This window comes from Streptomyces sp. NPDC059906, from assembly GCF_042730645.1.
GTDB classification, from domain to species: domain Bacteria; phylum Actinomycetota; class Actinomycetes; order Streptomycetales; family Streptomycetaceae; genus Streptomyces; species Streptomyces rubrogriseus.
Genome location: NZ_JBHWKU010000026.1, coordinates 53,029 through 75,898 on the forward strand (window position 1 = coordinate 53,029; position 22,870 = coordinate 75,898).

The window sequence follows — 22,870 nt, forward strand, 5'->3', positions numbered from 1 at the left end:
CGGCTGCGCGTGCCCTGACCAGGCGTCAGAGGACCCGTGGACGGCGCGTCACGCGGCCACCGGTGCAGGGCCGGTTGGCTGATCGTTTGCAGCCCTGCGGGTGTGCGTCCGCCCCGGGCGGCCGATGCGGCCGTCACCCGAATGGCCCCCGCACGCTACTGGTCACGGCCGAACCGGTGTCTCCTGGAGAGTGTCAGCGGCGTCCAGGCTGGGAGGCCGATCATGTACGAAATGTGCGTGGGCCCGGAGAAGGCGGGCGGAGCGTTGGTGTGGCACGTACTGTCCAAGCAGGCCGCGGCCACACTCTGCGGACAGCAGCTCCGCGAACGTATCGAGGCATCCGACGGTGAACGGGCGCGTCACTGCCCGGACTGCATGGCTTCGTTCGAGAAGTTGATGGCAACCACACCGTGCTGACGGACCGTCCGCAAGCCGTCCGCCCCGTCGCATCCCGCGGCGGGGCGGACGGCGTACCCGGGGCGGACGGCGTTCGCGGGGCGGCGTGATCGTCGGCCCGCGAACCGGTAGCGGGAGTGCGGTACCTGACGATCACTCGGTTGGTGCAGTGTCGTGATGGGGAGCCGGGGAATTCGCCGGTCAAGCCCCGGCGCGCGTCGTCCTCCCGCACCCGGGGCGCCAGGAGGCGCCGCGGCCGGGATCCCCGAGTCGGCCGCGGCGCCTCCTCCTCGGGCCGCCGAGCGGCCTCCCCCGCGGGCGCGATGGGTGTCGGCCGCCGGACCATTTGGGTGTCGTCCCCGATGGCCGCGCGGTGCCCCGGCGTGTGATCGTGGACCGGCGCCGCGCCCCGGCGGTCCTTGCGGGTGCCGGGGGAGGGCGTGGGCCGGCGGCTGGTGCCGCCCGTTCAGGGGCGTTGCCGCGTGGTTCGTTCCGGGTGTGCGGTGTGCGCGGTGTGCACCCCGGGTGTCGGGGGCGGTGTCGTGGGACGGACGCCCCGGGCGGTGTGTCCGCCGCATGCTCCGGCGTCTGTATGCCTGTATGCCCGTCTGTCCGTCTGTCCGTCTGTCCGTTCGGCCGTCGGCCCGGCTTCCCGGCCCGGCCGTCTGCTCGACCGCCCGCTGGTCCGTCCGTCCCTCCGCTCGCTGGTCCGTCCGCCCGTCCGATGACGCATCCCCGAAGAAGGAGAACCCGCATCCATCCCCGTCAAGTGAAGCCCTCCCGAACCTCCGCGCGGTCGAAGGCGGTGACCCGTGGGACACGCTGACACCCTGCTCGCCATGGGCGGCGCCTTCGTCGCCGCCGCGTTCCTCGCCCGCCTCGGCGGGAGAATCGGACTTCCGACGATCCCTCTGTTCATGCTCGCCGGCATCCTGCTCGGCCCTCACACACCGGGCTTCGTCCTGGTCGAGGACGCGCACGACTTCGAGATGCTCTCCGCACTCGGACTGGTGCTGCTCCTCTTCTACCTCGGGCTGGAGTTCCACCTCGACGACCTCAAGAGCGGCGGCAAAAGGCTGCTCACCGCCGGGGGCATCTACCTGCTCCTGAACGTGGGCGCCGGACTCGGCTTCGGGTTCGTCCTCGGGTGGGGGGTGCGCGAGGCCCTGGTGCTGGCGGGTGTGCTCGGCATCTCCTCGTCCGCGATCGTCACCAAGATCCTCATCGACCTGGGCCGGCTCGGCCGCCCGGAGACCCGGCTGATCCTCGGTGTCATCGTCGTCGAGGACATCTTCCTCGCGCTGTACCTGGCCGCCCTGCAGCCGGTGATCTCCGGCGCGCACGGCGTCGCCGACACGGCCCTCCAGGCAGGCAAGGCCTTCGGCTTCCTGCTGGTACTGGCGGCCGCGGCCCGCTACGGCACCCGGCTCGTGGGGCGACTGATCCACACGCGGGACGACGAACTGCTCGTCATCAGCTTCCTCGGTGCCGCGGTGCTCGTCGCCGGTGTCTCCGAAGTCCTGGGCGTCGCCGACGCCATCGGCGCCTTCATGGTCGGTCTGATCCTCGCCGGCACCCCCTCGGGGCCGCGGATCCGCGAACTGGTGCACCCGCTGCGCGACGCCTTCGCGGCCATCTTCTTCTTCGCCTTCGGGCTCGCCATCGACCCCGGCGACCTCGCCTCCGTCGCCGGTCCGGTGGCCGCGGCGGCGGCCCTTACCGTCGTCATGAACATCGTCGCCGGGCTGTGCGTCGCCCGGGTCTACCACTACGGTTCCGAACCGGCCGCGGAGATCGCCACCACCCTCGTCGCCCGCGGGGAGTTCGCGCTGATCCTGGCCGCCATGGCCGCGGGCGCCGGACTCGACGCCCGGCTCGCTCCCTTCATCGCCGGATACGTGCTCGTCCTCGCCGTCCTCGGCCCCATCGTCGCGGGACGCGCCCACGTCCTCGCCGCCGCGCTGCGAGCCGTCGGCGGACTTCTGCCGGGGACGAGGACACCGGTCGTGGAGGCGGGTGGCGGGAGCAGCGCGGAGACGGAAGGCGACGGCCGCCCGGAGCCGGGCCCGGTGCCGGTGCCGGTGCCGGCCCAGGCCTCTCCTTCGTCCGGGTCGTCGTCCTCCCCGGAGCACACGGAGACGGAGCACTAGCCGGGGCGCGAAGGCCCACGCAACGAGGCCCGTGGGCGTGGCCGGTCCTCGCCCCAGGCGGCACGGCGGCCCGGCTCCCGGTGGGACAATCTGCCCACAGGGTCGTTGTCCGACGCCGTGGTCGGACGCGTCCGGGACCGGAAGGAGCCGTCAGCATGATCGAGTGGGTGCCCCTGGGCAGCGGTGCCAGACCTGTTCCCCGGCCGGTCGCGGCTCCCCTGGTGTGGGCGGGCGCGTTCGGCGGCGCCCTCCTCCTGGTCGGGCTGCTCAACGGCATCGTGGGAGCGGGGCGTCCGGGGCTCGCCCTGGTCGCGCTCTCCCTGCTGGCGGCCCTGCTCGGCCTCTGCGCCCGGTTCACGGCCGCACCGGGGACGGCCGTGCTGTGCTGGCTGTCCCTCAACGGCTTCGCCATACCGCCGGCCGGCACGCTCACCTGGGCCGGCCGGCGGGACGCGCTCTGGCTGGCCTGTCTGCTCGGCGCGGCCCTCGTCGGCACGGCGCTGGCCCGTCTGGTCCACGCGCGGGCCGCCTACCGCCGGCTGACCACGGCGACGGGCCTGGACGTGCCGGAGCCCGGGACCGGACCCGGCCCCGGCGACGTCTGAGCCCACCGGCACGCGGGGGTCCGCGGAACCCCGGACACAGGGGGCAGGAGAGGGGACCGCGGACACACCGGCGGCCCGGAGAGGCACGGACCGCGGACGCACCGGCGGCTGGGAAGGGACAGGCCGCGGACACGTCGGCGGCCGGGAAGGGACGGACCCCGGACACACCGGCGGCCCCGGAGAGGCACGGGCCTCGGACACAGGCGGTCGGGAAGGGACAGGCCCCGGCCACCGGCTGCCGGGAAGGGACGGACCCCGGACACACCGGCGGCCCCCGGGAAGGGACAGGCCCCGGCCACCGGCTGCCGGGAAAGGACGGACCCCGGACACCGGCTGCCGGGAAGGGACGGACCGCGGACACCGGCCCGCCCCTCCCCACCGACGTCCGGTCAGGCCGTGTGCAGGGTCAGGCCGTAGCGGTTGAGGATCTCGTTGACCGGCTGGAACCAGGTCTCCCCGCCGCTGGAGCAGTTGCCCCAGCCGCCCGAGGTGACGCCCTGCGCCTGGTCACCGCTGATGAAGGAGCCGCCGGAGTCGCCGCCCTCGGCGCACACGCTGGTCTTGGTCAGCTGGTGCACCACCGAGCCGTCGCTGTAGTTGACCGTCTCGTTGTGGGCGAGCACGGTGCCGCAGTGCCAGTGCGTGGTCGACCCGGAGCGGCAGATCGAGGCACCGACGGGTGCCACGTTCGAGCCGCGCACGAGCTGGTCGGAGACGGTGCCCCAGCCGAGCACGACCGGCACCGTCCACCAGCCGCTGCCCACGCTGACCCACGCGTAGTCGTTGTCGGGGAAGGACGAGCCCTGGAAGGTGCCGATGTACGAGCGGTCCCAGCCGCTGACCCCGGCACCGGCCCGGCCGCAGTGCCCGGCGGTGACGAACCCGCCGTGCACCGAGAAGCCGATGGAGCAACGGACGTTGCCGGTGTAGTAGGGGTCACCGCCGACGGTGCCCGCCGCGAAGGTCTGCGGGGCCGACGGCACCGTCCGCACCGTGACCGGCGCGGTCTCGCGGGCCTGCTTCAGGAAGCTCTGGACATCGTTGTCAGCGCGCTCACCCGCGACCACGTCCACGACGACCTTGTTGGTGGCCCGGTCGGCGCGCCAGCTGCTCACTCCGGCCGGTGCGTCGAGACGGTCGACGCGTGCCTTGGCCGCGTCGAGCTGCTGTGCGCTGTGCTCCACGGTGCGGACCTGCGCGCCGGTGGCGCGGACCGCCCGCAGGGCCGAGGGTGCCGCGTCCGAGGTGACGGCCACCGTCAGCCGTCCGGCGTCCGCGTCGAACCACGAACCGCCGAAGGCCTTTCCGGCCGCCCGGCGTGCCGCCGGCTCGATGCCGGTCGCCTCGCGTTCGGCCGCGAGCCGGTCCTCGGCCTCGGCCCGGGTGAGGCCGAAGTCCCGCTGCATGGCGTCCAGCAGACCGGCGGAGGCCGGCTGCTCGGAGGAGGAGGGGGAGTGCGTGGGGGCGTCGGCCGCCGAGGCCGGCAGGGTGCCGACCGCGGTGAGGCTGCCGAGCACGAGGAGTCCGGCCAGGCCGAGGTGCCTGAGTCTGCTGCGTCTCACGGGAGTTGCCCTTCGTCGTTCCAGCAAGGTGGGGGTGGAACAGATGGCATGGAACAACCGCGGTTTGAGAGCGCTCTCATCGGGTCGCTTCGAGCTTAGCCAGCCCTTGTCATCAGGTCCATGCCAATGCACGGCCTTTCCGCACCGGCGGTTCGGCGCCACCGCGGTGCCGCCGGTCCGGCGCCACGGCGGCCCCTGCCCTCCGGTTGGCCGGGCGCCGACGGGGCACTCAGTGCTGCGTCCTCGCGATGACGGCCGCACGGCGGCCACTGGACGTGGGAGGTACGCGTGGCGGTTCGGCACAGGCTCATCCAGGCGACCCCGGACGCGGTCTGGGACGTCCTCGCGGACGGCGACCTCTACGTGGAATGGGTCGTGGGACCCTCCGAGGTCACCCCCAGGGCCGGACAGTGGCCGCAGGTCGGCGCCACGATCGCGTACGAGGTGCGGCTCGGGCCGCTGCGGCTCGACAACGAGTCGGTGGTCAGACGCTGCGTGCCGGGCTCGGAGCTGGAACTGGAGGCGAAGGCGGGCAGGCTCGGCACCGCCCGGATCGCCGTCGAGCTGCGCCCCTGGGGCGAGCAGTGCCTGGTGATCGTGGACGAACACCCCCTGCGCGGGCCGGGGGGTCTGCTGCACAACGTCGGCGTCGAGGCGCTGATCCAGGTGCGGCACCGGGCCATGCTCGCCAGGCTCGCGAAACTGTGCGAGTCCGCGGCCGGTGAGCGGTGCCGTCCCGACCCCACGGACGCGATGGGGTCCGTGGAGTACCGGCCGGGGACCGGCCGTGCCTGACGCCGTCGTGGTCGGGGCCGGACCCAACGGGCTGGTGGCGGCGAACCTGCTGGCCGACGCCGGCTGGAGCGTGACGGTCCTGGAGGAGCAGCCCGAGCCGGGCGGCGCGGTACGGCACGACGGCGAGGTCGCCCCCGGCTTCGTCAACGACCTGTTCAGCTCCTTCTACCCGCTCGCCGCCGCCTCCCCGGTCCTCGCCGGACTGCGGCTGGAGGAGCACGGTCTGCGCTGGGCGCACGCGCCCCACGTACTGGCCCACCCCCTGACCGACGGGACCTGCGCCGTCCTCGACCGCGACGTCGCGGCCACCGCCGCCTCCCTCGACGCCTTCGCCCCCGGGGACGGCGCCGCCTGGGAGCGGCTGCACGCCATGTGGGACCGCTACCGGGCCGACATCCTGGACGCCCTGTTCACCCCCTTCCCGCCGGTGCGCGCCACCGCCCGGCTGGCCCTGCGGCTGCGCGGGGCGGGCGGACTCAGGCTGGCCCGCACCCTGGTGCTGCCGGTGCGCCGCATGGGCGAGGAGGAGTTCCGCGGCGAGGGCGGCAGACTGCTCCTGGCCGGCAACGCCCTGCACGCCGACCTCGCCCCCGAGGCGGCGGGCAGCGGCGGCTTCGGCTGGCTGATGTCGATGCTCGGACAGACCTACGGCTTCCCCGTGCCGGTCGGCGGTTCCGGCGCCCTCACCGAGGCCCTGGTCCACCGGCTGCGCGCCCGGGGCGGCACGCTGCACTGCGGTCGGCGCGTCGAACGCGTCCTGGTCCGCGACCGGCGCGCCGTCGGCGTGCGCACCGCCGACGGGGAGGCGGTCACCGCCCACCGCGCCGTCCTCGCGGACGTCTCCGTGCCCGCCCTCTACGGCGGGCTCGTCGCCCCCGCGGACCTGCCGGACCAGGTCCTCACCGACCTGCGGCGCTTCCAGTGGGACTTCGCCACCTTCAAGGTGGACTGGGCGCTGGACGGGCCGGTGACCTGGCGGTGCGAGGCGGCTGCGCGGGCCGGCACCGTGCACCTGTCCGACGGCCTCGACGAACTGACCCGGTTCGCCGCCCAGATCGCCATGCGGCAGGTCCCCGACCGTCCCTTCTCGCTGTTCGGCCAGATGACCACCACGGACCCGACCCGCTCACCGCGCGGCACGGAGTCCGCCTGGGCCTACACCCACGTCCCCCACGACATCCGCGCCGACGCGGGCGAGGAGGGCATCACCGGCACCTGGGACACCGGGGAGCGGGAACTGATGGCCGACCGGGTCGAACGCCACGTGGAACGCTTCGCACCCGGCTTCCGGGCTCTGATACGGGCCCGCCGCGTGCTCGCCCCGCCGACGCTCCAGGCCCTGGACGCCAACCTGGAGGGCGGCGCCATCAACGGCGGCACCACCGCCATGCACCAGCAACTCGTCTTCAGGCCCGTGCCCGGCACCGGGCGGCCCGAGACCCCGGTGGCCGGTCTCTTCCTCGCCTCCGCGGGCGCCCACCCCGGGGGCGGCGTGCACGGAGCGCCCGGCGCCAACGCCGCGCGCGCCGCACTGCGCCAGCACCGGTTCGCGGGCCTCGCCCGGATCCAGCGGGCCCTGACCCGGCGGGACCGGGCGGGTGACCGGCACTGACCGCCGCGACCCTACGCCAAGCACCCCGCGACCCTACGCCAAGCACCCCGCGACCGTACGCCAAGCACCCGAGGAAAGGGCCGACCGGTGACAGACAGTCCCCTCCAGAACCGCACCGTCGTGGTGACCGGCGCCGCGCGCGGACTCGGTGCCGCCCTGGCCCGCGCCTGCGCACTCCGCGGCGCCCGGATCGCGCTGCTCGGTCTGGAGAAGCCCCGGCTGGACGCGCTCGCGGCGGACCTGCCGACCCCGGCGCTCGCCGTCGAGGCCGACGTCACCGACCCCGCCGCGCTGGCCGACGCGGCCGGTGAGACGCGCCGGCTCCTGGGGAAGCCGTCGGTCGTGGTGGCGAACGCCGGGGTCGCGCACGGCGGACCCTTCGCCACCTCGGACCCCGCCGAGTGGCGCCGCGTCGTCGACGTGAACCTGACCGGCAGCGCCCACACGGCCCGCGCCTTCCTGCCGGACCTGCTCGACACCGCGGGCTACCACCTCCAGATCGCCTCGCTGGCCTCGCTGGGAGCCGCGCCCATGATGAGCGCCTACTGCGCCTCCAAGGCGGGCGTGGAGGCCTTCGCCCACTCGCTGCGCGCCGAGGTGGCCCACCGCGGCGTCGCCGTGGGCATCGCCTACCTCAACTGGATCGACACCGACATGATCCGCGACGCCGACCGCCACCCGGTCCTGCGCGAACTGCGCGCCCACATGCCGCCCCCGGCCCGCCGCACCTACCCGGCGGACGACGTCGCCGCCCGGCTGGTCCGCGCGCTGGAGCGCCGCCGCAGCGCCGTGTACGTGCCGGGCTGGCTGCGCCTGGTGCAGCCGGGGCGCGCGGCACTGCCGCCCGTGGTGGCACGGCTGTCCCGCCGCGAACTGCCCCGCCTGGAGGCCGAGGACGCGCTGGAACCCACCGGCCCGCTCGGCGCGGGCGGCCGGGCCGGCCACGCGGCGGGAACGCGTACGTAACCACCGTGGCCGACGTGATGCCCGGTCAGCGCGTCCCGAACCGTCGCGCCAGGGCACGCAGCGGCGCGGAGCGGCCCCGGTCGGGCACCGTCCACAGCGTCTCGCCCCGCACACCCCACCGCTCCAGCAGGGCGTTGGCGGCGAGGAACCCGGAGGTCGCCGCGCGCTCCATCAGCGCCACGGGCAGGTCCGTACGGACCAGGTCACCGGCGACCACGACGGCCGGGTCGGGGGTGCGGACCGTGGGGCGGTCGCGGTAGCCGCCGACGGTGAACAGCGGGCAGTCCGCCCGCCACTCGTGCCGTGCGGCGACCACCCGGGCCCGCCGGGTCTCCGGATACACCTGGTGCAACGCGTCGACGAGCCGCTTCTCCTCGACCTCCCGGACCGCCGTCGGCGGCACGGCGTAGGCGTGGAGTTCGACGACACAGCCGCCGGTGCGCGCCGCCCAGCGGGCCGCCTCGCCCTCCCAGTGGGACAGCACGCTGACGTTGTCCAGCGGGCCGTAACCGCTCGTGCCGAGGAAACCGGGCCGGCCGGAGGCCACCGGGCGGTCCAGCCACAGCCGGGAGACCAGGAACGGCGGAGCGTCGCGCAGCCGCGCCACCCGTGCCCGCCAGGCGGAGTCGCCCAGGTGCGGTGAGCGGGCGACCACGCCCCGCAGCCCGCCGGCGTCCATGGCGAGCACCACGGCGTCGTACGTCCGGCCTCCGGCGGCCTCGACCACGAGCTGCCCGCCGGACGGACCGGGCCGGACGGCCTCGACGGACGTGCTCGTGCGCACCTCGGCCCCGTGCCGTGCCAGGTGTCCCGCGAGCGGGTCCCACAGCGCCCGCGGGAACGGCTCGCGCGGTACGTCGAACAGCAGCCCCTCGCTGGAGCCGAGGAAGTAGATGTGGAACATCAGCGCCATCTCCGCGGCCGACAGCTCGCGCGGATCCGCGAAGAAGCTGCGGGAGAACACCTCGAAGGCCAGATGGCGCGCGGCGGCCGGAAAGCGCAGGGAGTCGAGGAACTCGTGGGCGCTGACGTCGTCCAGGCGCTCGTGGACGCGGCGGGTACGGACGTCGAGGAGCGGCAGCGCGGCCGAGGGCCGCAGGGCCGTCAGGTCGCGCGGGCCGAAGCTGGGGCTCAGGGCGACGAAGGCGAGGGCGCTGAACGGGGGAGTGCGCGGAATCCGGCGGAAGCTGTCGCTCAGCCCGCCGCTGTGCCGCAGCGGGTAGTCCGGCAGGCCGGTCAGCATGCCGAGGCCCGGATCGCAACGGCGCAACAGACTCCGCAGGTTGTAGTACTGGCGGAAGAACGCGTGGAAGCCCCGGCTCATCGTGGCCTCAGTGCCGTCCGGCAGGGCGATCGTCCAGCCCCCGACCCGGCCGCCGAGCACGGGCTCGCGCTCGTGCAGCACCACGCGTACCCCGCGTTCCGCCAGGGCGGTCGCCGCCGCGAGGCCCGCGATGCCGCCGCCGACCACCGCCACCGACGGCGGATCGCCCGCGACCCGCTCCCGCCCCGGCCCGGGGCGCAGCACCCGCGCCCGCCGGTCCCTCCCGGGAAGCCCTCCCTCGCCCCCCTGCCCCGCCCCACCGCGCCGGATCACCGCGCACCGCCGCCGCGGGCGGGGCCACCTTGCGTCCCGCCGACACACGGGCCCCCGCCCTGCGGTCTCCCGCCGTGCCCCGTGGGGTCCGTCCGGCGGGCGGAGCGCCGGGCGGGGGCGTGGGCGTGGCGGCACCGGCCGGCGGCGGACGGCCGGCCGTGGCGGCCTGCCGCGAGGTCGGGCGCGCCGGCCCGCACGGTGTGGGGCGGCGAGGGCATCGAGGGCTCCCGGGTCGGTCGGCGCTCAGTGGACGGGCAGGTGACGGCGCCGCAGCCACGGCAGCTCGGCCGCCGTGCGCAGCATCGGCAGGACGGGCACGCGCAGCCCGACCGCGAGGTCCTCGTACAGCCGCGACCGGCCGTCCAGGAACCGCAGCAGCCGGTCGGCGGGTACCCGGTCGAACAGCCGGAAGAAGAGGTCGGGTCCGTCGACCCGGCCGGTGTCCAGGGCGCGCAGCAGCACCGCGTCCATCAGCCGGGCCCGTGCCGGGTGCGGGTCGGGAGGCACCGGACGGCGGCCCGCGCGCACCGCACGCGCGACGGCCTCGGACTGCCGCTGCACGGCGGCGAAGGTGTAGCCGGTGGACGCCCGGGTCGCGCCGCCCGCGACGCCGATCCTGAAGACCCGGTCGCAGCCCCCGGCCCGACGGCCGAAGACGGCGTCGGTCATCGGGATGACCCCCTGCTCGGCGGAGAGCACCTCCGTCGCGCCGGTGCGCAGGACACGCCCCGTGTAGTCCTCCAACGCGCGGTCGTACGCCTCGGTCGTCAGGGGCTCCGGGCCGAACTCGGTGTACTCGACCAGCGCGGTGTGCCGTCCGGTCGGCAGCACGTAGCCGAACGACAGACCCCGGGCCGGCTGCGCGGTGCGGAAGTCCATCAGATCGACCGCCTCCGGCTCGAAGACCGGCCGCTCGGTACGGACGAACCAGCCGCGGAAGTGCTGGAGCAGCCGGGTGCGGGCGGCCGGCAGCCGGTCCGGCGGACGGGAGTCGAAGACCCAGCGGGCGCGCAGGTCGACCGGCGCGCCCGCCGCGTCCGTGGCCGCCACCCGCACGGTGGCGTCCGGCAGACCGGTCACGGCGCCGACGACGGCCTCGACGCGCCGCAGCCCCGGACGGTCCTTCAGATCCCGCTCCACCAGCGCCTCGAAGTCGTCCGAGCGGATCATCTTGTAGCGGGTGGGCGCGATGTGCCGCCGGACGGCCCGCCCGTCCCGGCCGTGCACCCGCAGCCACTCCCACGACGCGGTCGCCGCCTGGTCGAAGCGGCCGGGCCCGGCCTCCCAGAAGCACCAGGTGCGACGTGGCGGCCGCAGCGGCCCCGGCGGCGGATCGACCAGGACGACGGAGGACACCGCCCGGGACGACGCCCGTGCCGGGAGCCGGTGCGCCAAGGAGAGACCGGCCGCCCCGGCACCGACGACCACGATGTCCGCGTCGAGCACGCCCGCCTCCTTCTCCTCGGTCCGCCCGCCGGTCCGATCCGGTGCGGCGGAGTATTCCGCCCGCCGCCGCCCGCGGCCGTACGGCGCGCTGGACGGCGTGACACGGGCGCCCGCCGGGGGCCGCGGCACCGCCGTACGGGTGTCCGCCGGACGGGTGACTGCCGGACGGGAACCGGTCCCTGCGGCGTCGTACCGGAAGCGAAGGGGGAAGGCATGACCCGATCCCACGAGAGGACCCGCGATGCGCCCCGGCACGGTCGACGACGACGGCACCCACCGGACGGGCCGGCCGCGCGCGGTCCGGAGTGTGCGATGACGAGGACGGTGCCCGGACGCACGGACCATGTCGTGGTCGTCGGGGCCGGGCTCGCCGGGCTGTCCGCCGCCCTGCACCTGCTGGGCGCGGGACGGCGGGTGACCGTCGTGGAACGCGAAGCGCTGCCCGGCGGCCGGGCCGGACGGCGTGAGCTCGGCGGCTACCACCTCGACACCGGCCCGACCGTGCTGACCATGCCGGACCTGGCCGACGAGGCCTTCGCGGCCGTCGGCGAGCGGCTGCGCGACCGCGTCGAACTGCTGCCCCTGCACCCCGCCTACCGCGCCTGCTTCGCCGACGGCACCGCTCTGGACGTCCACACGGACGCCGACGCCATGGAGGCGGAGGTCGAAGGGTTCGCCGGGGCCCGGGAGGCGGCCGGATACCGGCGGCTGCGGGACTGGCTGGGGCGGCTGTACGCCGTGCAGCTGCGCCGGTTCATCGACGCCAACTTCGACTCGCCGCTCGGCCTGCTCACCCCCGACCTGGCCCGGCTCGCCGCCCTCGGCGGTTTCGGCCGTCTGGACGCCCGGATCGGACGGTTCCTGACGGACGAACGGCTCAAACGGGTCTTCACCTTCCAGGCCCTGTACGCCGGTGTCGCACCGGCCCGCGCGCTGGCCGCCTACGCCGTCATCGCGTACATGGACACCGTGGCCGGCGTGTACTTCCCGCGCGGCGGCATGCACGCCCTGCCCCGGGCCATGGCAGAGGCCGCCGTGGACGCCGGGGCCGACCTGCGCCTGGGACGCGACGTCACCTGTCTGGAGCGGTCGGGCACCCGCGTCACCGCGGTCGTCACCGAGCACGAGCGCATCCCGTGCGACGCCGTCGTCCTCACCCCCGACCTGCCCGTCGCCCACCGGCTGCTGGGCCGCCGGCCGCGCCGCCCCCTCGCCCTGCGGCACGCGCCCTCCGCCGTCGTCCTGCACGCCGGCACCACCCGTACCTGGCCGCACCTCGCCCACCACACGCTCTCCTTCGGCGCCGCGTGGCGAGGGACCTTCGACGAACTCACCAGGAGCGGCACCCTCATGACCGACCCCTCCCTGCTGATCACCAGACCCACCGCCCACGACCCCGCCCTCGCCCCCGAGGGCCGCCACCTCCACTACGTCCTCGCGCCCTGCCCCAACACCGACATCGGCCCCGGCGCCCGCGCCTGGAACGACCTCGCCCCCCGCTACCGCGACCGCCTGCTCGCCACCCTGGAACGCCGGGGACTGACCGGCATCGCCGCCGCGGTCGAGCAGGAGTGCCTGGTGACACCCGCCGACTGGACCGCGCAGGGGCATGCCGCCGGCACCCCGTTCTCGGTGGCCCACACCTTCGCCCAGACCGGGCCCTTCCGGCCCCGCAACCTGGTGGGCGGCACCGACAACGCGGTCCTCGCGGGCTGCGGCACCACCCCGGGCGTCGGCGTGCCGACGGTAGTGCTCTCCGGGAAACTGGCCGCCGCCCGCATCACCGGAACGCGGGCCCGCCCCGCGGCGGCACGGAGCGCTCGCCGATGACGCGGCGCGAACTCGACGCCGCCGGCATCACCGACCCGCGGCTGCGCGCCGCCTACACCCGCTGCCGGCACCTCAACGCCCGCCACGGACGCACCTACTTCCTGGCCACCCGCCTCCTGCCCGCCGACCGCAGACCGGCCGTGCACGCCCTGTACGGGTTCGCGCGGTGGGCGGACGACATCGTCGACGACACCGGGGCCGGTGCCACGCCCGCCGAGCGCGCCGCCGCCCTCGCCCGCCTCGACGCGCTGCTGCGGCGGTCGCTCACCGGCCGTCGCCCGGCCGCCGAACCCGTGGTGCTCGCCCTGGCCGACACCGCCGACCGGTACGCCATCGAACCGGCGCACTTCACCGACTTCATGGCCTCCATGCGCGCCGACCTCACGGTCACCGACTACGCCACCTACGCCGACCTGCGCGCCTACATGCACGGTTCGGCCGCCGTCATCGGCCTCCAGATGCTGCCCGTCCTCGGCACCGTGACCGCCCGCGCCCTGGCCGCCCCGCACGCCGCCGCACTGGGCGTCGCCTTCCAGCTGACCAACTTCCTGCGGGACGTCGGCGAGGACCTGGACCGCGGCCGGATCTACCTCCCCGCCGACCTGCTGGCCGCGCACGGCGTCGACCGGGACCTGCTGCTCTGGAGCAGGCGCACCGGCCACCGCGACCCGCGCATCACGGCCGCGCTGCGGGCCGCCGAGGACCTCACCCGGACGGTCTACCGCGAGGCCGAACCCGGACTGGCCATGCTCGACCCCGTCGCGCGGCCCTGCATCCGCACCGCCTGCCTGCTCTACCGGAACATCCTCGACACCATCGCGGAGGGCGGGTACGCGGTCCTGCACCGCCGAGCGGTGGTGCCCCGCCGGCGCCGTGCGGCCGTCGCGGCCGACGGGCTCGTCCGTGTGCTCGCCGCCCGGCTCGGCGCACGACGCACGCCGGCGCCCGTGCCGTACGGCGGCGGCGCCCTCGACGTGAAGGAGCCCCGATGAGCCCGGACCCCCGCCCCCGCCGAGGACGCCTCCCGCTGCGGCTGCGGCGCCGCGCGGTCCCCTGGGAGCGGCAGCGGCCGACGTGGCGCGAGGCCCGCCCCGCCCTCGTCGCCGCAGCCCTCAAGCGTGCCGAGGCCCGTCCCTCGGGCAACTGGTACGTCCTCGGCGCGAGCACCGACGTACGTCCCACGCGCCCGCTGTCCGGCACCGTCGAGGGCGTCGAGGTCGTCGTCTGGCGGGACGCGCGGGGGCGTCTGGTGGGCGGCCCCGGCGTCTGCCCGCACCTCGGCGCCCCGCTGGCCGACAGCCCGGTGCGGTGCGGCACGCTGGTGTGCCACTGGCACGGACTCGCCCTGGACGGCGCCCCGTTCGCGGGCTGGGAACCGCTGCCGGTCCACGACGACGGCGTACTGGTGTGGGTGCGGCTGGACACCGTGGGGGAGGAGCCACCGACCCCGGCGCCCCTCGTGCCCGAGCGGCCGCCCCGGGAAAGGGCGCTGACGTCCGTGTGGCGCGGGGTGGGGACCTGCGAGCCCGAGGACGTGGTCGCCAACCGGCTCGACCCGTGGCACGGCGCCTGGTTCCACCCGTACTCCTTCGTGGACCTGACCGTCGCCGAGGCACCCGGCGAGGCCCCGGACGACGACGGGAGCGGCGACCGCTTCGTCGTGGACGTCTCCTTCCGGCTGACCGGGCGCCTGGTCGTCCCCGTACGGGCCGAGTTCACCGCGCCCGAACCCCGCACCGTCGTCATGCGCATCACCGACGGCGAGGGCACGGGGTCGGTCGTGGAGAGCCACGCCACGCCGCTCGGAGCGGACGGAAGCGGGCGGCCGCGCACCGCGGTCGTCGAGGCGGTGCTCGCCACCTCGGACCGGCCCGGCTTCCCCCTGGTCCGCCGCCTCGCGCCGGCCCTGCGCCCACTGATGCGGGCCGCCGCGGGCCGCCTGTGGCGCGACGACCTCGCCTACGCCGAACGCCGCGGACACCTGCGCGCCCGCGGCCTCTTCCCCGGCTGAACGGAGCGGCACCGGCATGCAGACCTTCCTCCCCCACCCCGGCTTCCGGGACTCGGCCCTGGCCCTGGACCGCCGCCGCCTCGGCAAACAGCGCGTGGAGGCGCTCCAGGTGCTGCGCGGACTCACCGTTCCCGGCTACGGCTGGCGCCGTCACCCGGCGGTGCGGATGTGGACCGGCTACGAGGAGGCACTGGTCCGCTACGGTCTCGACGTCTGCCGGGTCTGGCGCGAGCAGGGCCACCAGGACAGCTGCGCGGCCTCACTCGTCGCGGGGCTCGCCGAGTGCCGTCCGGGGGAACCGGTGCGGGACCAGCCGGAGCTGGCCGCCGCCGGGGAACTGCCGCCCTGGCTCGGCGACGAGGCCTTCCACCGCAGTCACCGCTCGGCCCTGGTGCGCAAGGAACCCGAGGTGTACGCCGAGCTGTTCCCGGGAGTCCCGGACGACCTGCCCTATGTGTGGCCGAGTTCGGACCGGGAGCGTGGGGAAGCGGGCGGCGACGCACCCTAGGGCGGTCGGGGTGGGGCGGGTCGGTCAGGTCTGCTGCTCGCCCGCGAGTTCCTTCATGTCGACCGTCCGGTCGGCCGACGGCTGTTCGTACAGCGTGAGCTTCTCGCCCCCGGAGGCGTCCTTGGTCAGCGCCAGGGCCTCCTGGCCGTTCACGCCCTGTTTGTCGCAGACCCCGGCCGTCGTGGCGTCGTTGGCAGGCATCTTCACCCACTTGTCCTGGAGCTTCGGCGTCATCTTCCGGGTCGCGTCGGTGTGCCGTACGTCCGCCCGGGTGTCGGCGGCGCCGATGGTGCCCTGGCAGTTCTTCTCCTGGTCGACCGAGACGTCGACGGTGACGCTGCTTCCGTCCTCCAGGCGGGTGTCGCCCTTCACATGCATGGACTTCGCCTGCCGGGTCCCCTCGAACGGCTCCCCATGTCTGTCCATTACCGTCAAATCCCTTGCTGTCCCGATGTGTTGGCATCGGGACTCTCCGACTACCCGCGATCGACGGGACATGCACGTGAGGGAGAATCCGTGACGGGCGTGTGAACGGTCCCAGGTGCGGATTGGTCCCCGACAGCGCACGTGAAGTGGACCCCGTGACGGGCCGCCGCGCTCTCTAGCGTCGTCGTCATGAACGCCACCACCACGCGCGGGTCCCTGCTCGCCGCGCTCGCATGCGTCCTCGTCGGAGGGTCCTTCACCGCCAACAGCCTGCTCGGCGACTATCCGTACGCGGGCGGCCAGTTCCTGCGCTACGGCCTGGCCTTCCTGCTGCTCGTCCCCTTGGCAGGGCCCGGCGCGGCGACCCGGCTGCGCGCCCTCGGCGCCGCCCGGTGGCTGCGCCTGGCGCTGCTGGCGGCCGTGGGCATGGTCGGCTTCAACCTGGCCGTACTCGCCGCGGAGCGCACGGCGGAGCCCGCGGTACCCGGCGTCTTCGTGGGCTGCGCGCCCGTGGTCGTCGCCGTCCTGGTCCCCCTCCTGGAGGGGCGCCGACCGCAACGGATCGTCCTGTACGGGGCGTTGTTCGTGGCCGTGGGCGCCTTCACGGTCCAGGGCTGGGGGCGCACCGACGGCGCGGGCATCGCCTTCTCCGTGTGCGCCCTGGTCGGCGAGGTCGGCTTCGCGGTGCTGGCGGTGCCCGTACTGCGGCCGCTGGGCCCGCGGCTGCTGTCCACCGTGGTGTGCGGCGTCGCGGCGGCCGAGTCGGCGCTGGCCGGTGTCCTGGCCGACGGGACCGGGTGGCTGCGCCGGCCCGACGCGGTGGAGGCGGGCGCGCTGCTGTGGCAGGCGGTGGTGGTCACCGTCGTCGGGTTCGTGTGCTGGTACATGGGCATGCAGCGGATCGGCGCCGAGCGCGCCACCCTGTTCTCCGGGCTGATCCCGGTCGCCGCCGCGTGCACGGCACCGCTCGTCGGCACCGGCTCCTACGGCGCCGCCCAGGCGGTGGGCAGCGCCCTGGTCTTCGCCGGGGTCGCCGTGGGGTCGGGCGCCGCGTTCTCCTTCGCGCGCGGACGACGGCCCGCGGCACAGCGTCAGACGGCGCCCGAGCGGTCCTTGGAGAAGCTGTAGAGGTCCTTCGAGGTCGTGATGAGTTCGCGCTGTTCCTGCCGGGAGCCGACCATGGGCTGCGAACCGCGCAGCGGCACCTGGGCGCTCTCGGGCAGGAACTTCACGGTCACCAGGCCGACGGCGCCCGCGACCATCAGGTAGTAGGCGGGCATCAGTTCGTCGCCGGTGATGCTGACCAGCGCCTCGGCGACCAGCGGTGTGGTGCCGCCGAAGGCCGCGACGGCGAAGTTGAAGCCGATGGCCATCGCGGCGTAGCGCACGGCGGTCGGGAACAGCGCGGGCAGGGTGGCGGCACTCGGCGCGGCGAAGCAGGCCAGCAGGGTGGACAGCAGCAGCACCCCGGCCACCGGCGCCCAGACGCCGTCCGCCTTCAGCAGCAGGAAGGCCGGGATCGCGAGGACGATCATCGCCGCGGCGCCGACGGCGTACAGCGGACGGCGGCCCACGTGGTCGCTGAGCCGTCCGAGGAAGGTGATCAGCAGCACGATCCACACCATGCCGATCAGCACCAGCACGTCCGCGAAGCCGCTGGAGCGGTCCAGGGTCTCCGTCTGGTACGTCGGCAGATAGCCGGTCACCATGTAGTTGGTGACGTTGTAGAGCAGTACCAGGCCCATGCACACCAGCAGCGGGCGCCAGTGCTCGCGCACGATGGTCTTGAACTCGCTGCCCGCCGACTCCTGTGCGAGGCCCTTCTCGTGCTCGTCGAGCTGCTGCTGGAAGGCGGGCGACTCCTCCAGCTTGAGCCGCATGTACAGGCCGATGACACCGAGCGGCCCGGCGATCAGGAACGGCAGCCGCCAGCCCCAGTGCAGCATCTGGGCGTCGGTCAGCGCCAGGTTCAGGACGGTGACCAGCGCCGAACCGAGGGCGTAGCCGACGAAGGTGCCGAAGTCGAGCCAGCTGGAGAGGAAGCCGCGCCGCCGGTCGGGTGAGTACTCGGCGACGAAGGTGGTGGCGCCGCCGTATTCGCCGCCCGTGGAGAAGCCCTGGACCATTCGGGCGAGCAGCAGCAGCATCGGGGCGGCGATGCCGATGGTGGCGTAGCTGGGGATGAGACCGATGGAGAAGGTGCCGAGAGCCATCAGGATCATGGTGGTGGCGAGCACCTTCTGGCGTCCGATGCGGTCCCCCAGCGGTCCGAAGACCAGACCGCCGAGCGGGCGCACGACGAAGGCCGCGGCGAAGGTGGCGAAGGAGGAGATGACCTGGGCGGCCGGGGAGGCGCCGGGGAAGAAGACCTTCCCGATGGTGGCGGCCAGATAGCTGTAGACGCCGAAGTCGAACCACTCCATGCAGTTGCCGAGCGCCGAGGCCCCGACCGCGCGCTTGAGCAGCGGTGCCTCGACGACCTGGACGTCGTCCTCGCGAAAGGCCCGCCTGGTACGGCGGAGCCGGCGGGTCAGCTCCTCGCGCACCTGCCGCGGCAGGTGCGCGATCGTGCTCGGCATCTTCGCCCCGTCCGGGGGACCGGACCCGCCGTCGGGCTTCGCCTCCACCACGCCGTCGCCTCTCCGTCGCACCGCCACGATTCGCCTGAGCGAATTCTGTGCAGGAACCCGGGGTCGGCGCATGCCGGGGGCAGGGCTCAGGGCTGTACGGGCATGCTCCAGCAGTTGGAGCCGGCCCGCTCGCCGGAGAGCCGGTCGGTGAGCCAGGCGATGGCGTTGCCCTGGTCGGCGAGCAACGGGGCGAAGTGGTTGAGCAGGCCGCTGCCCACGCCCGGGAGCAGTACGGGCACGTAGGTCACCTTCGCGCCCTTGCCGCACCAGTCGACGGCCAGTCGGCGGGCCTGGCCGTGGGGGACCAGGTCGTCGCTGACGCCCGTGGCCACGCGGACCGGACTGCCGGGCCGGGTCGAGCCGATGCGCTGCTCGGCGAGGAAGCTCTGCAGCGCGGGTTCGGCGCGGATGACGTCGCTGATGGACTGACCGGTCTTCGTCCAGTCCGTGCTGCTGTCGCCGCCGTAGCCGAAGAGCGCGTCGCCCACGCACATCGTCGACAGGTCCTTCAGCGCCTCCTGCCCCGCCTCGTTGATGTACCGGTCGGCGATGGGCCGCAGGGCGGGCTCGGTCTGCAGGAAGCCGTTGAGCGACCAGCCCAGGGCGCCCGCGAGGTCGCTGCCGTCTATCGCCTTCGTCACCTCGGTGAGGTCGGCGGGCGGGGCGCCGGCGTAGGTGCCCGCCAGTTGGACGTCCGGGGCGTAGGAGGGCTGGAGTTCGGCCGCCGCCGCCGTGGCGCCGCCGCCCTGGCTGTACCCGAACAGGCCCACCCGGGAGCCCGGGGTGACCGACGCCGAGTCGAGGGAGCGGGCGGCGCGTACGGCGTCCAGCACGGCGTGGGCCCCGTCGACGCGGTTGACGTAGGTGTGCAGCCGGTCGGTGGTGCCGAGGCCGACGTAGTCGGTGACGACGACGGCGACGCCGCGCAGCAGCAGCCGGTAGACCGACAGGTCCTCGTAACCGACGGAGACCGTCTGGCCGTTGAGCCGCAGCGGGTGCTCCAGGGCCATCGAGGCGGCGCACTGGTCGCCCTGCCCCATGGTGCCGGGCGCGACGGCGACCAGGGGGCGGGGCCCGTCGCCGCGCCACTTCGCGGCCGGTTCGATGTAGGCGCCGGTCACGGCGACGGCTTCGCCGTTCGCGTCGGTGGACTTGTACATCAGCCGGGTCGCCCGGCCGGGCAGCGGGCCGTCGATGCCCGGCAGGCTGAGCGCCAGGGGGAGCGGCTCGCTGCGGATCAGCGTGCCGTCGGCGCCGGGGAGTTCGGACGGCGGGGTGTAGAAGGCGGGGATCTCGACGCCGCGGGACGTCGTGGTCGTCGAGTCGCCGGCCGGGCCGCCGGCCGCCGCGGCCGGGACCGCCTGGGCACCGAGGGCGAGCGCGGCGCTGATCGCCGCGGCGAGCATGCGGGGACGTGGGGGCATGGCGAACCTCCTGGGGAAGGGCCGGATCCGGTCGTCCGCGGTCCCGTGGGGTCAGGGCCGTGGTCGCGCTGCTCCTGTGGGGTTACGGGACCGTAGCCGGACAGGGGTTACCAGGGGTAGCACCTGACTCATTACGGTTCAGTAACTTGACGCCACGTCTAACAAGAGCGGGGCCAGGCACCCAGGACGGCCGGCCGGAGCACCAGCGCCGCGATGTTCCAGGCGTCGTCCACGCCCCGGTGGTGCCGCCCCTCCAGGGGCAGCCCGGCGATCTCCAGGGCCTGCGCCATGCCGGGCCGCCGGCGCAGCCCGTACGCCTCGGTGAAGACCGCCTTGGCGTTGGTGTGCGCACGCTCGGCCGGGTGGCCGAAGGGGTAGGGCACGCCGTCGGCCGCGCACTGGCCAAGGAACTGCTTGCGGTCGTAGTCGCCCCAGCTCGCCCAGGGCCGCACACCCGCGCCGTGCTCGCGCACCAGCGTCTCGCAGGCCGCGGCGAAACCCGCTCCCCGGTCGACCTCGGCCTGGGTGAGGCCGGTCAGCTCCGTGCAGAAGGCACTGACGCGGGAGCGGACGGGCCGCACCAGGATCCGGTGCCGGGCCACCCGCTCCCGGGCGTCGAGGTCGACCACGGCGAGCCCGATCTCGATGATCTCGCTCACCTCGCCGGGCGGCGGCTGCCCGTCCCAGCAGGTGGCCTCGAGGTCGATGACGTTCAGCAGGCCCGCGTGGCCCCCGTCCGCGGCGCGCCGGTCCATGCCCGCACCGTACGCGGGCAACCGGCCCGGCGGCACCGGGATTTCCCCCCGCCGTGCCCGGCTGCCTAGCGACGGCTCCGTACCAGCAGGTACAGGAAGTACGGCGTCCCGATCACCGCTGTCATGAGCCCGGCGCCGAGCTGGGCCGGGGCGATGACCGTCCGGCCGAGGAGGTCGGCGGCGCAGACGAGCGTGGCGCCGAGGAGGATCGCGACCGGCACGACCCGCACGTGCCGACGGCCCACCAGGGCGCGGGCCGCGTGCGGCGCCACCAGCCCGACGAACCCGATGGTGCCCGCGCAGGCCACCGCGGTCGCGCTGAGGACGACGCTCAGCACCAGGAAGCCGAGGCGCCCGGGTGCCAGCCGCAGGCCGAGCAGCCGCGGCGTGTCCTCGTCCAGTGAGATCAGGTCCAGCTCGGTGCGCCGGGCGACCGCGACACCGATGCCGGCCAGCAGCGCCAGTGCGACCGGTACGACGTCCGGCATGGTCCGCCCGTAGGTCGAACCCGACAGCCAGGTCAGCGCCTTGTTGGCGTTGAACGGGTCGGTGAGCACGATCAGCAGGCTGATCAGCGCCGCCGTCCCGGAGGCCACGCCGATGCCGACGAGGACCAGCCGGTTCTGCCGGAAACCGCCCCGCGCGGCGAGCCCGAAGACGAGGACCGCGGTGACCGCGGACCCCGCGAACGCGGCTCCCGCCACGCCCCACGTCCCGGCGGCCGGCACGGTGGTCACCAGGATCACCGCACCCAGGGCGCCGCCGCCGGTCACGCCGAGGACGTTCGGTTCCGCGAGCGGGTTGCGGGTGACGGCCTGCACGAGCGTGCCGGCCAGCGCGAGCGCCGCGCCCGCGCCCAGCGCGGCGAGCACCCGCGGCACCCGCGTGTCCAGCACGAAGGAGACGGTCCGGCCGGCCCGGCCCTGGGCCCAGTTGACGACGTCGCCGAGCAGCAGCTTGCTGTCGCCCACCAGCACGGCGGCGATCACGAGCCCGACCAGGACCACGACCAGGACGGTGACCGTGGCCAGGAACACCGCCCGGCTCGGGATCCGCAGCCGGTCCGGTGCCCCGGCCCCGGCGGTGTCCCGTACGCGCAGCGCCATGGCGACCAGGAACACGGCACCGACCAGGCTGGTGACGACGCCCGTGGGCACGGACACCGAGCGGTCGTCCGCGATCAGCGCCCGCAGCAGCACGTCCGAACCGAGCACCAGGGCCGCGCCGGTGAGCGCCGCCGCGGGCATGGCCGTACGGGAGCGGCTGAAGCCGCGGAAGCGGCGGGCGAGCGGGCGCACCAGGGCGGGTGCGCACAGGCCGACGAAGCCGATCGGTCCGGCGAGCGTGACCGCGGCGGCGGAGAGCAGCGCCGCGAGCACGACGACCGTGAGACGGGTCGCCCGCACCGGGACGCCGAGACCGCGCGCCGCGTCGTCGCCGAGGGCCAGCGCGTCCACCCGGCGGGCCGTCAGCAGCAGGCCGGCCAGGCCGGCCAGGGCGATCGGCAGCATCTGCAGGACGCCGTCGAAGCCGTTCTGGGCGATGCTGCCCTGGTTCCACTCGTACAGGCCCTTCGTCTGCTCCGGGAAGAGCAGCAGGAGTGCCTGCGTCATGGAGTGCAGACCCAGCATCAGCGCGGTGCCGGCCAGCACGAGCCGGACGGTGCCCGTGCCGAGGCCGGACAGTCCGAGCACGACGGCCGCCGCCGCCAGGCCGCCCAGGAAGGCGATGCCGGACGAGGCGAGCATCGGCAGCGAGACGCCGGTGGCGCCGGCCAGCCCGAGCGCCAGATAGGAACCCGCGTTCACCGCGAGGGTGTCGGGCGAGGCGAGCACGTTGCGGCTGACCGCCTGGAGCACGGCGCCCGCCATGCCGAGCACGGCGCCGACCAGGAGCCCCGCGGTCATCCGGGGCAGCCGGGAGGCGACGACGACGGACGCGTCGTCGGGGTCCGCCCGGCCGGTCAGGGCCTTGAAGACCTCGGAGGATCCGACGGCGGCGGTGCCCTGGGTGATGTCGACGACGGCGAGGACGGCGACCAGCAGGACGATTCCGGCCGTCACCGCGGCCGCGCCCGACCGGGAGGTGAGGCCCTCCGGCGGACGGGCCGCCGTGGGCTCGGTGGCGGGTTCGGTCGTGGTGACGGCCATGGCCCCG

18 protein-coding genes are annotated in these 22,870 nt (G+C 74.9%); 10 read left to right on the forward strand and 8 right to left on the reverse strand.

Features of this window, described 5'->3' with window-relative positions; translation table 11 throughout:
- Positions 1-1,208: 1,208 nt before the first annotated feature.
- On the forward strand, positions 1,209-2,546 hold the full coding sequence (locus tag ACFV9J_RS30585; protein ID WP_385359433.1) for a cation:proton antiporter: 1,338 nt from the start codon (positions 1,209-1,211) through the stop codon (positions 2,544-2,546).
- A 155-nt stretch (positions 2,547-2,701) separates the two neighbouring features.
- Positions 2,702-3,151: a hypothetical protein gene (locus ACFV9J_RS30590; protein WP_385359435.1), complete on the forward strand. Its 450-nt coding sequence runs from the start codon at positions 2,702-2,704 to the stop codon at positions 3,149-3,151.
- Between the two features lie 389 nt (positions 3,152-3,540).
- Here ACFV9J_RS30590 and ACFV9J_RS30595 read toward each other — a convergent pair whose 3' ends face one another.
- Positions 3,541-4,713, reverse strand: coding sequence for a S1 family peptidase (locus ACFV9J_RS30595; protein WP_385359438.1), 1,173 nt, complete (start codon positions 4,711-4,713; stop codon positions 3,541-3,543).
- A gap of 288 nt (positions 4,714-5,001) precedes the next feature.
- Here ACFV9J_RS30595 and ACFV9J_RS30600 point away from each other — a divergent pair, with 288 nt between their 5' ends.
- From ACFV9J_RS30600 to ACFV9J_RS30610, 3 genes are all read left to right on the forward strand, one after another.
- Positions 5,002-5,508 carry an SRPBCC family protein gene (locus ACFV9J_RS30600; RefSeq protein WP_385359440.1) on the forward strand — a complete coding sequence of 169 codons (507 nt, stop codon included), beginning with the start codon at positions 5,002-5,004 and terminating at the stop codon, positions 5,506-5,508.
- Entirely contained in the window at positions 5,501-7,120 is a 1,620-nt protein-coding gene (locus tag ACFV9J_RS30605; protein WP_385359442.1) for a phytoene desaturase family protein, read from the forward strand. The genes ACFV9J_RS30600 and ACFV9J_RS30605 overlap by 8 nt, the downstream gene beginning before the upstream one ends.
- Before the next feature lie 87 nt (positions 7,121-7,207).
- The gene (locus ACFV9J_RS30610; protein ID WP_385359444.1) at positions 7,208-8,086 is read left to right on the forward strand and encodes an SDR family oxidoreductase; all 879 of its coding nucleotides are present in this window, start codon (positions 7,208-7,210) and stop codon (positions 8,084-8,086) included.
- A gap of 25 nt (positions 8,087-8,111) precedes the next feature.
- Here the strand turns inward: ACFV9J_RS30610 and ACFV9J_RS30615 are convergent, their stop codons facing one another.
- Positions 8,112-9,683, reverse strand: a complete 1,572-nt coding sequence (locus ACFV9J_RS30615) for an FAD-dependent oxidoreductase (RefSeq protein ID WP_385359446.1) — start codon at positions 9,681-9,683, stop codon at positions 8,112-8,114.
- Positions 9,684-9,926: 243 nt separating this feature from the next.
- Positions 9,927-11,129, reverse strand: a complete 1,203-nt coding sequence (locus ACFV9J_RS30620; protein WP_385359448.1) for a lycopene cyclase family protein — start codon at positions 11,127-11,129, stop codon at positions 9,927-9,929.
- Positions 11,130-11,441: 312 nt separating this feature from the next.
- On the opposite strand from ACFV9J_RS30620, the gene crtI reads away from it, so the two are divergent.
- The 4 genes from crtI to ACFV9J_RS30640 are packed head-to-tail and all read left to right on the forward strand — an operon-like array spanning position 11,442 to position 15,478.
- Complete coding sequence (crtI, locus tag ACFV9J_RS30625) at positions 11,442-12,959, forward strand: phytoene desaturase family protein (RefSeq protein ID WP_385359450.1); 1,518 nt, start codon at positions 11,442-11,444, stop codon at positions 12,957-12,959.
- Complete coding sequence (locus tag ACFV9J_RS30630) at positions 12,956-13,951, forward strand: phytoene/squalene synthase family protein (protein WP_385359452.1); 996 nt, start codon at positions 12,956-12,958, stop codon at positions 13,949-13,951. Before crtI ends, ACFV9J_RS30630 begins: the two co-directional genes overlap by 4 nt.
- On the forward strand, positions 13,948-14,970 hold the full coding sequence (locus ACFV9J_RS30635) for a DUF5914 domain-containing protein (RefSeq protein ID WP_385359454.1): 1,023 nt from the start codon (positions 13,948-13,950) through the stop codon (positions 14,968-14,970). The genes ACFV9J_RS30630 and ACFV9J_RS30635 overlap by 4 nt, the downstream gene beginning before the upstream one ends.
- A 16-nt stretch (positions 14,971-14,986) precedes the next feature.
- Positions 14,987-15,478 (forward strand): MSMEG_6728 family protein, encoded by a 492-nt coding sequence (locus tag ACFV9J_RS30640; RefSeq protein ID WP_385359457.1) that lies wholly within the window; start codon positions 14,987-14,989, stop codon positions 15,476-15,478.
- A gap of 24 nt (positions 15,479-15,502) precedes the next feature.
- On the opposite strand, the gene ACFV9J_RS30645 is transcribed toward ACFV9J_RS30640, so the two are convergent.
- Positions 15,503-15,904 carry a hypothetical protein gene (locus ACFV9J_RS30645; protein WP_385359459.1) on the reverse strand — a complete coding sequence of 134 codons (402 nt, stop codon included), beginning with the start codon at positions 15,902-15,904 and terminating at the stop codon, positions 15,503-15,505.
- 189 nt (positions 15,905-16,093) lie between these two features.
- Here ACFV9J_RS30645 and ACFV9J_RS30650 point away from each other — a divergent pair, with 189 nt between their 5' ends.
- The gene (locus ACFV9J_RS30650; protein WP_385359461.1) at positions 16,094-17,032 is read left to right on the forward strand and encodes a DMT family transporter; all 939 of its coding nucleotides are present in this window, start codon (positions 16,094-16,096) and stop codon (positions 17,030-17,032) included.
- Here ACFV9J_RS30650 and proP read toward each other — a convergent pair.
- From proP to cdtC, 4 genes are all read right to left on the reverse strand, one after another.
- A complete protein-coding gene (proP, locus tag ACFV9J_RS30655; protein ID WP_385359573.1) occupies positions 16,996-18,483 on the reverse strand; it encodes a glycine betaine/L-proline transporter ProP in 1,488 nt (495 codons plus the stop codon). The genes ACFV9J_RS30650 and proP overlap by 37 nt on opposite strands.
- Before the next feature lie 137 nt (positions 18,484-18,620).
- Positions 18,621-19,958 carry a lipase family protein gene (locus tag ACFV9J_RS30660; protein ID WP_385359464.1) on the reverse strand — a complete coding sequence of 446 codons (1,338 nt, stop codon included), beginning with the start codon at positions 19,956-19,958 and terminating at the stop codon, positions 18,621-18,623.
- A gap of 158 nt (positions 19,959-20,116) precedes the next feature.
- Positions 20,117-20,713: an exonuclease domain-containing protein gene (locus tag ACFV9J_RS30665; RefSeq protein ID WP_385359466.1), complete on the reverse strand. Its 597-nt coding sequence runs from the start codon at positions 20,711-20,713 to the stop codon at positions 20,117-20,119.
- Between the two features lie 65 nt (positions 20,714-20,778).
- Complete coding sequence (cdtC, locus tag ACFV9J_RS30670; protein ID WP_385359468.1) at positions 20,779-22,863, reverse strand: siderophore ABC transporter permease CdtC; 2,085 nt, start codon at positions 22,861-22,863, stop codon at positions 20,779-20,781.
- Between the last annotated feature and the right edge of the window lie 7 nt (positions 22,864-22,870).

What these genes read in the sequence shown, in the direction of transcription:
- crtI (WP_385359450.1), top strand. Translation starts at nt 11,442, where the DNA reads ATGACGAGGACGGTGCCCGGACGCACGGACCATGTCGTGGTCGTCGGG.
- ACFV9J_RS30660 (WP_385359464.1), bottom strand. Translation starts at nt 19,958, where the DNA reads ATGCCCCCACGTCCCCGCATGCTCGCCGCGGCGATCAGCGCCGCGCTC.
- ACFV9J_RS30640 (WP_385359457.1), top strand. Translation starts at nt 14,987, where the DNA reads ATGCAGACCTTCCTCCCCCACCCCGGCTTCCGGGACTCGGCCCTGGCC.
- ACFV9J_RS30635 (WP_385359454.1), top strand. Translation starts at nt 13,948, where the DNA reads ATGAGCCCGGACCCCCGCCCCCGCCGAGGACGCCTCCCGCTGCGGCTG.
- ACFV9J_RS30630 (WP_385359452.1), top strand. Translation starts at nt 12,956, where the DNA reads ATGACGCGGCGCGAACTCGACGCCGCCGGCATCACCGACCCGCGGCTG.
- cdtC (WP_385359468.1), bottom strand. Translation starts at nt 22,863, where the DNA reads ATGGCCGTCACCACGACCGAACCCGCCACCGAGCCCACGGCGGCCCGT.
- ACFV9J_RS30665 (WP_385359466.1), bottom strand. Translation starts at nt 20,713, where the DNA reads ATGGACCGGCGCGCCGCGGACGGGGGCCACGCGGGCCTGCTGAACGTC.
- ACFV9J_RS30590 (WP_385359435.1), top strand. Translation starts at nt 2,702, where the DNA reads ATGATCGAGTGGGTGCCCCTGGGCAGCGGTGCCAGACCTGTTCCCCGG.
- proP (WP_385359573.1), bottom strand. Translation starts at nt 18,483, where the DNA reads ATGCCGAGCACGATCGCGCACCTGCCGCGGCAGGTGCGCGAGGAGCTG.
- ACFV9J_RS30645 (WP_385359459.1), bottom strand. Translation starts at nt 15,904, where the DNA reads ATGGACAGACATGGGGAGCCGTTCGAGGGGACCCGGCAGGCGAAGTCC.
- ACFV9J_RS30650 (WP_385359461.1), top strand. Translation starts at nt 16,094, where the DNA reads ATGAACGCCACCACCACGCGCGGGTCCCTGCTCGCCGCGCTCGCATGC.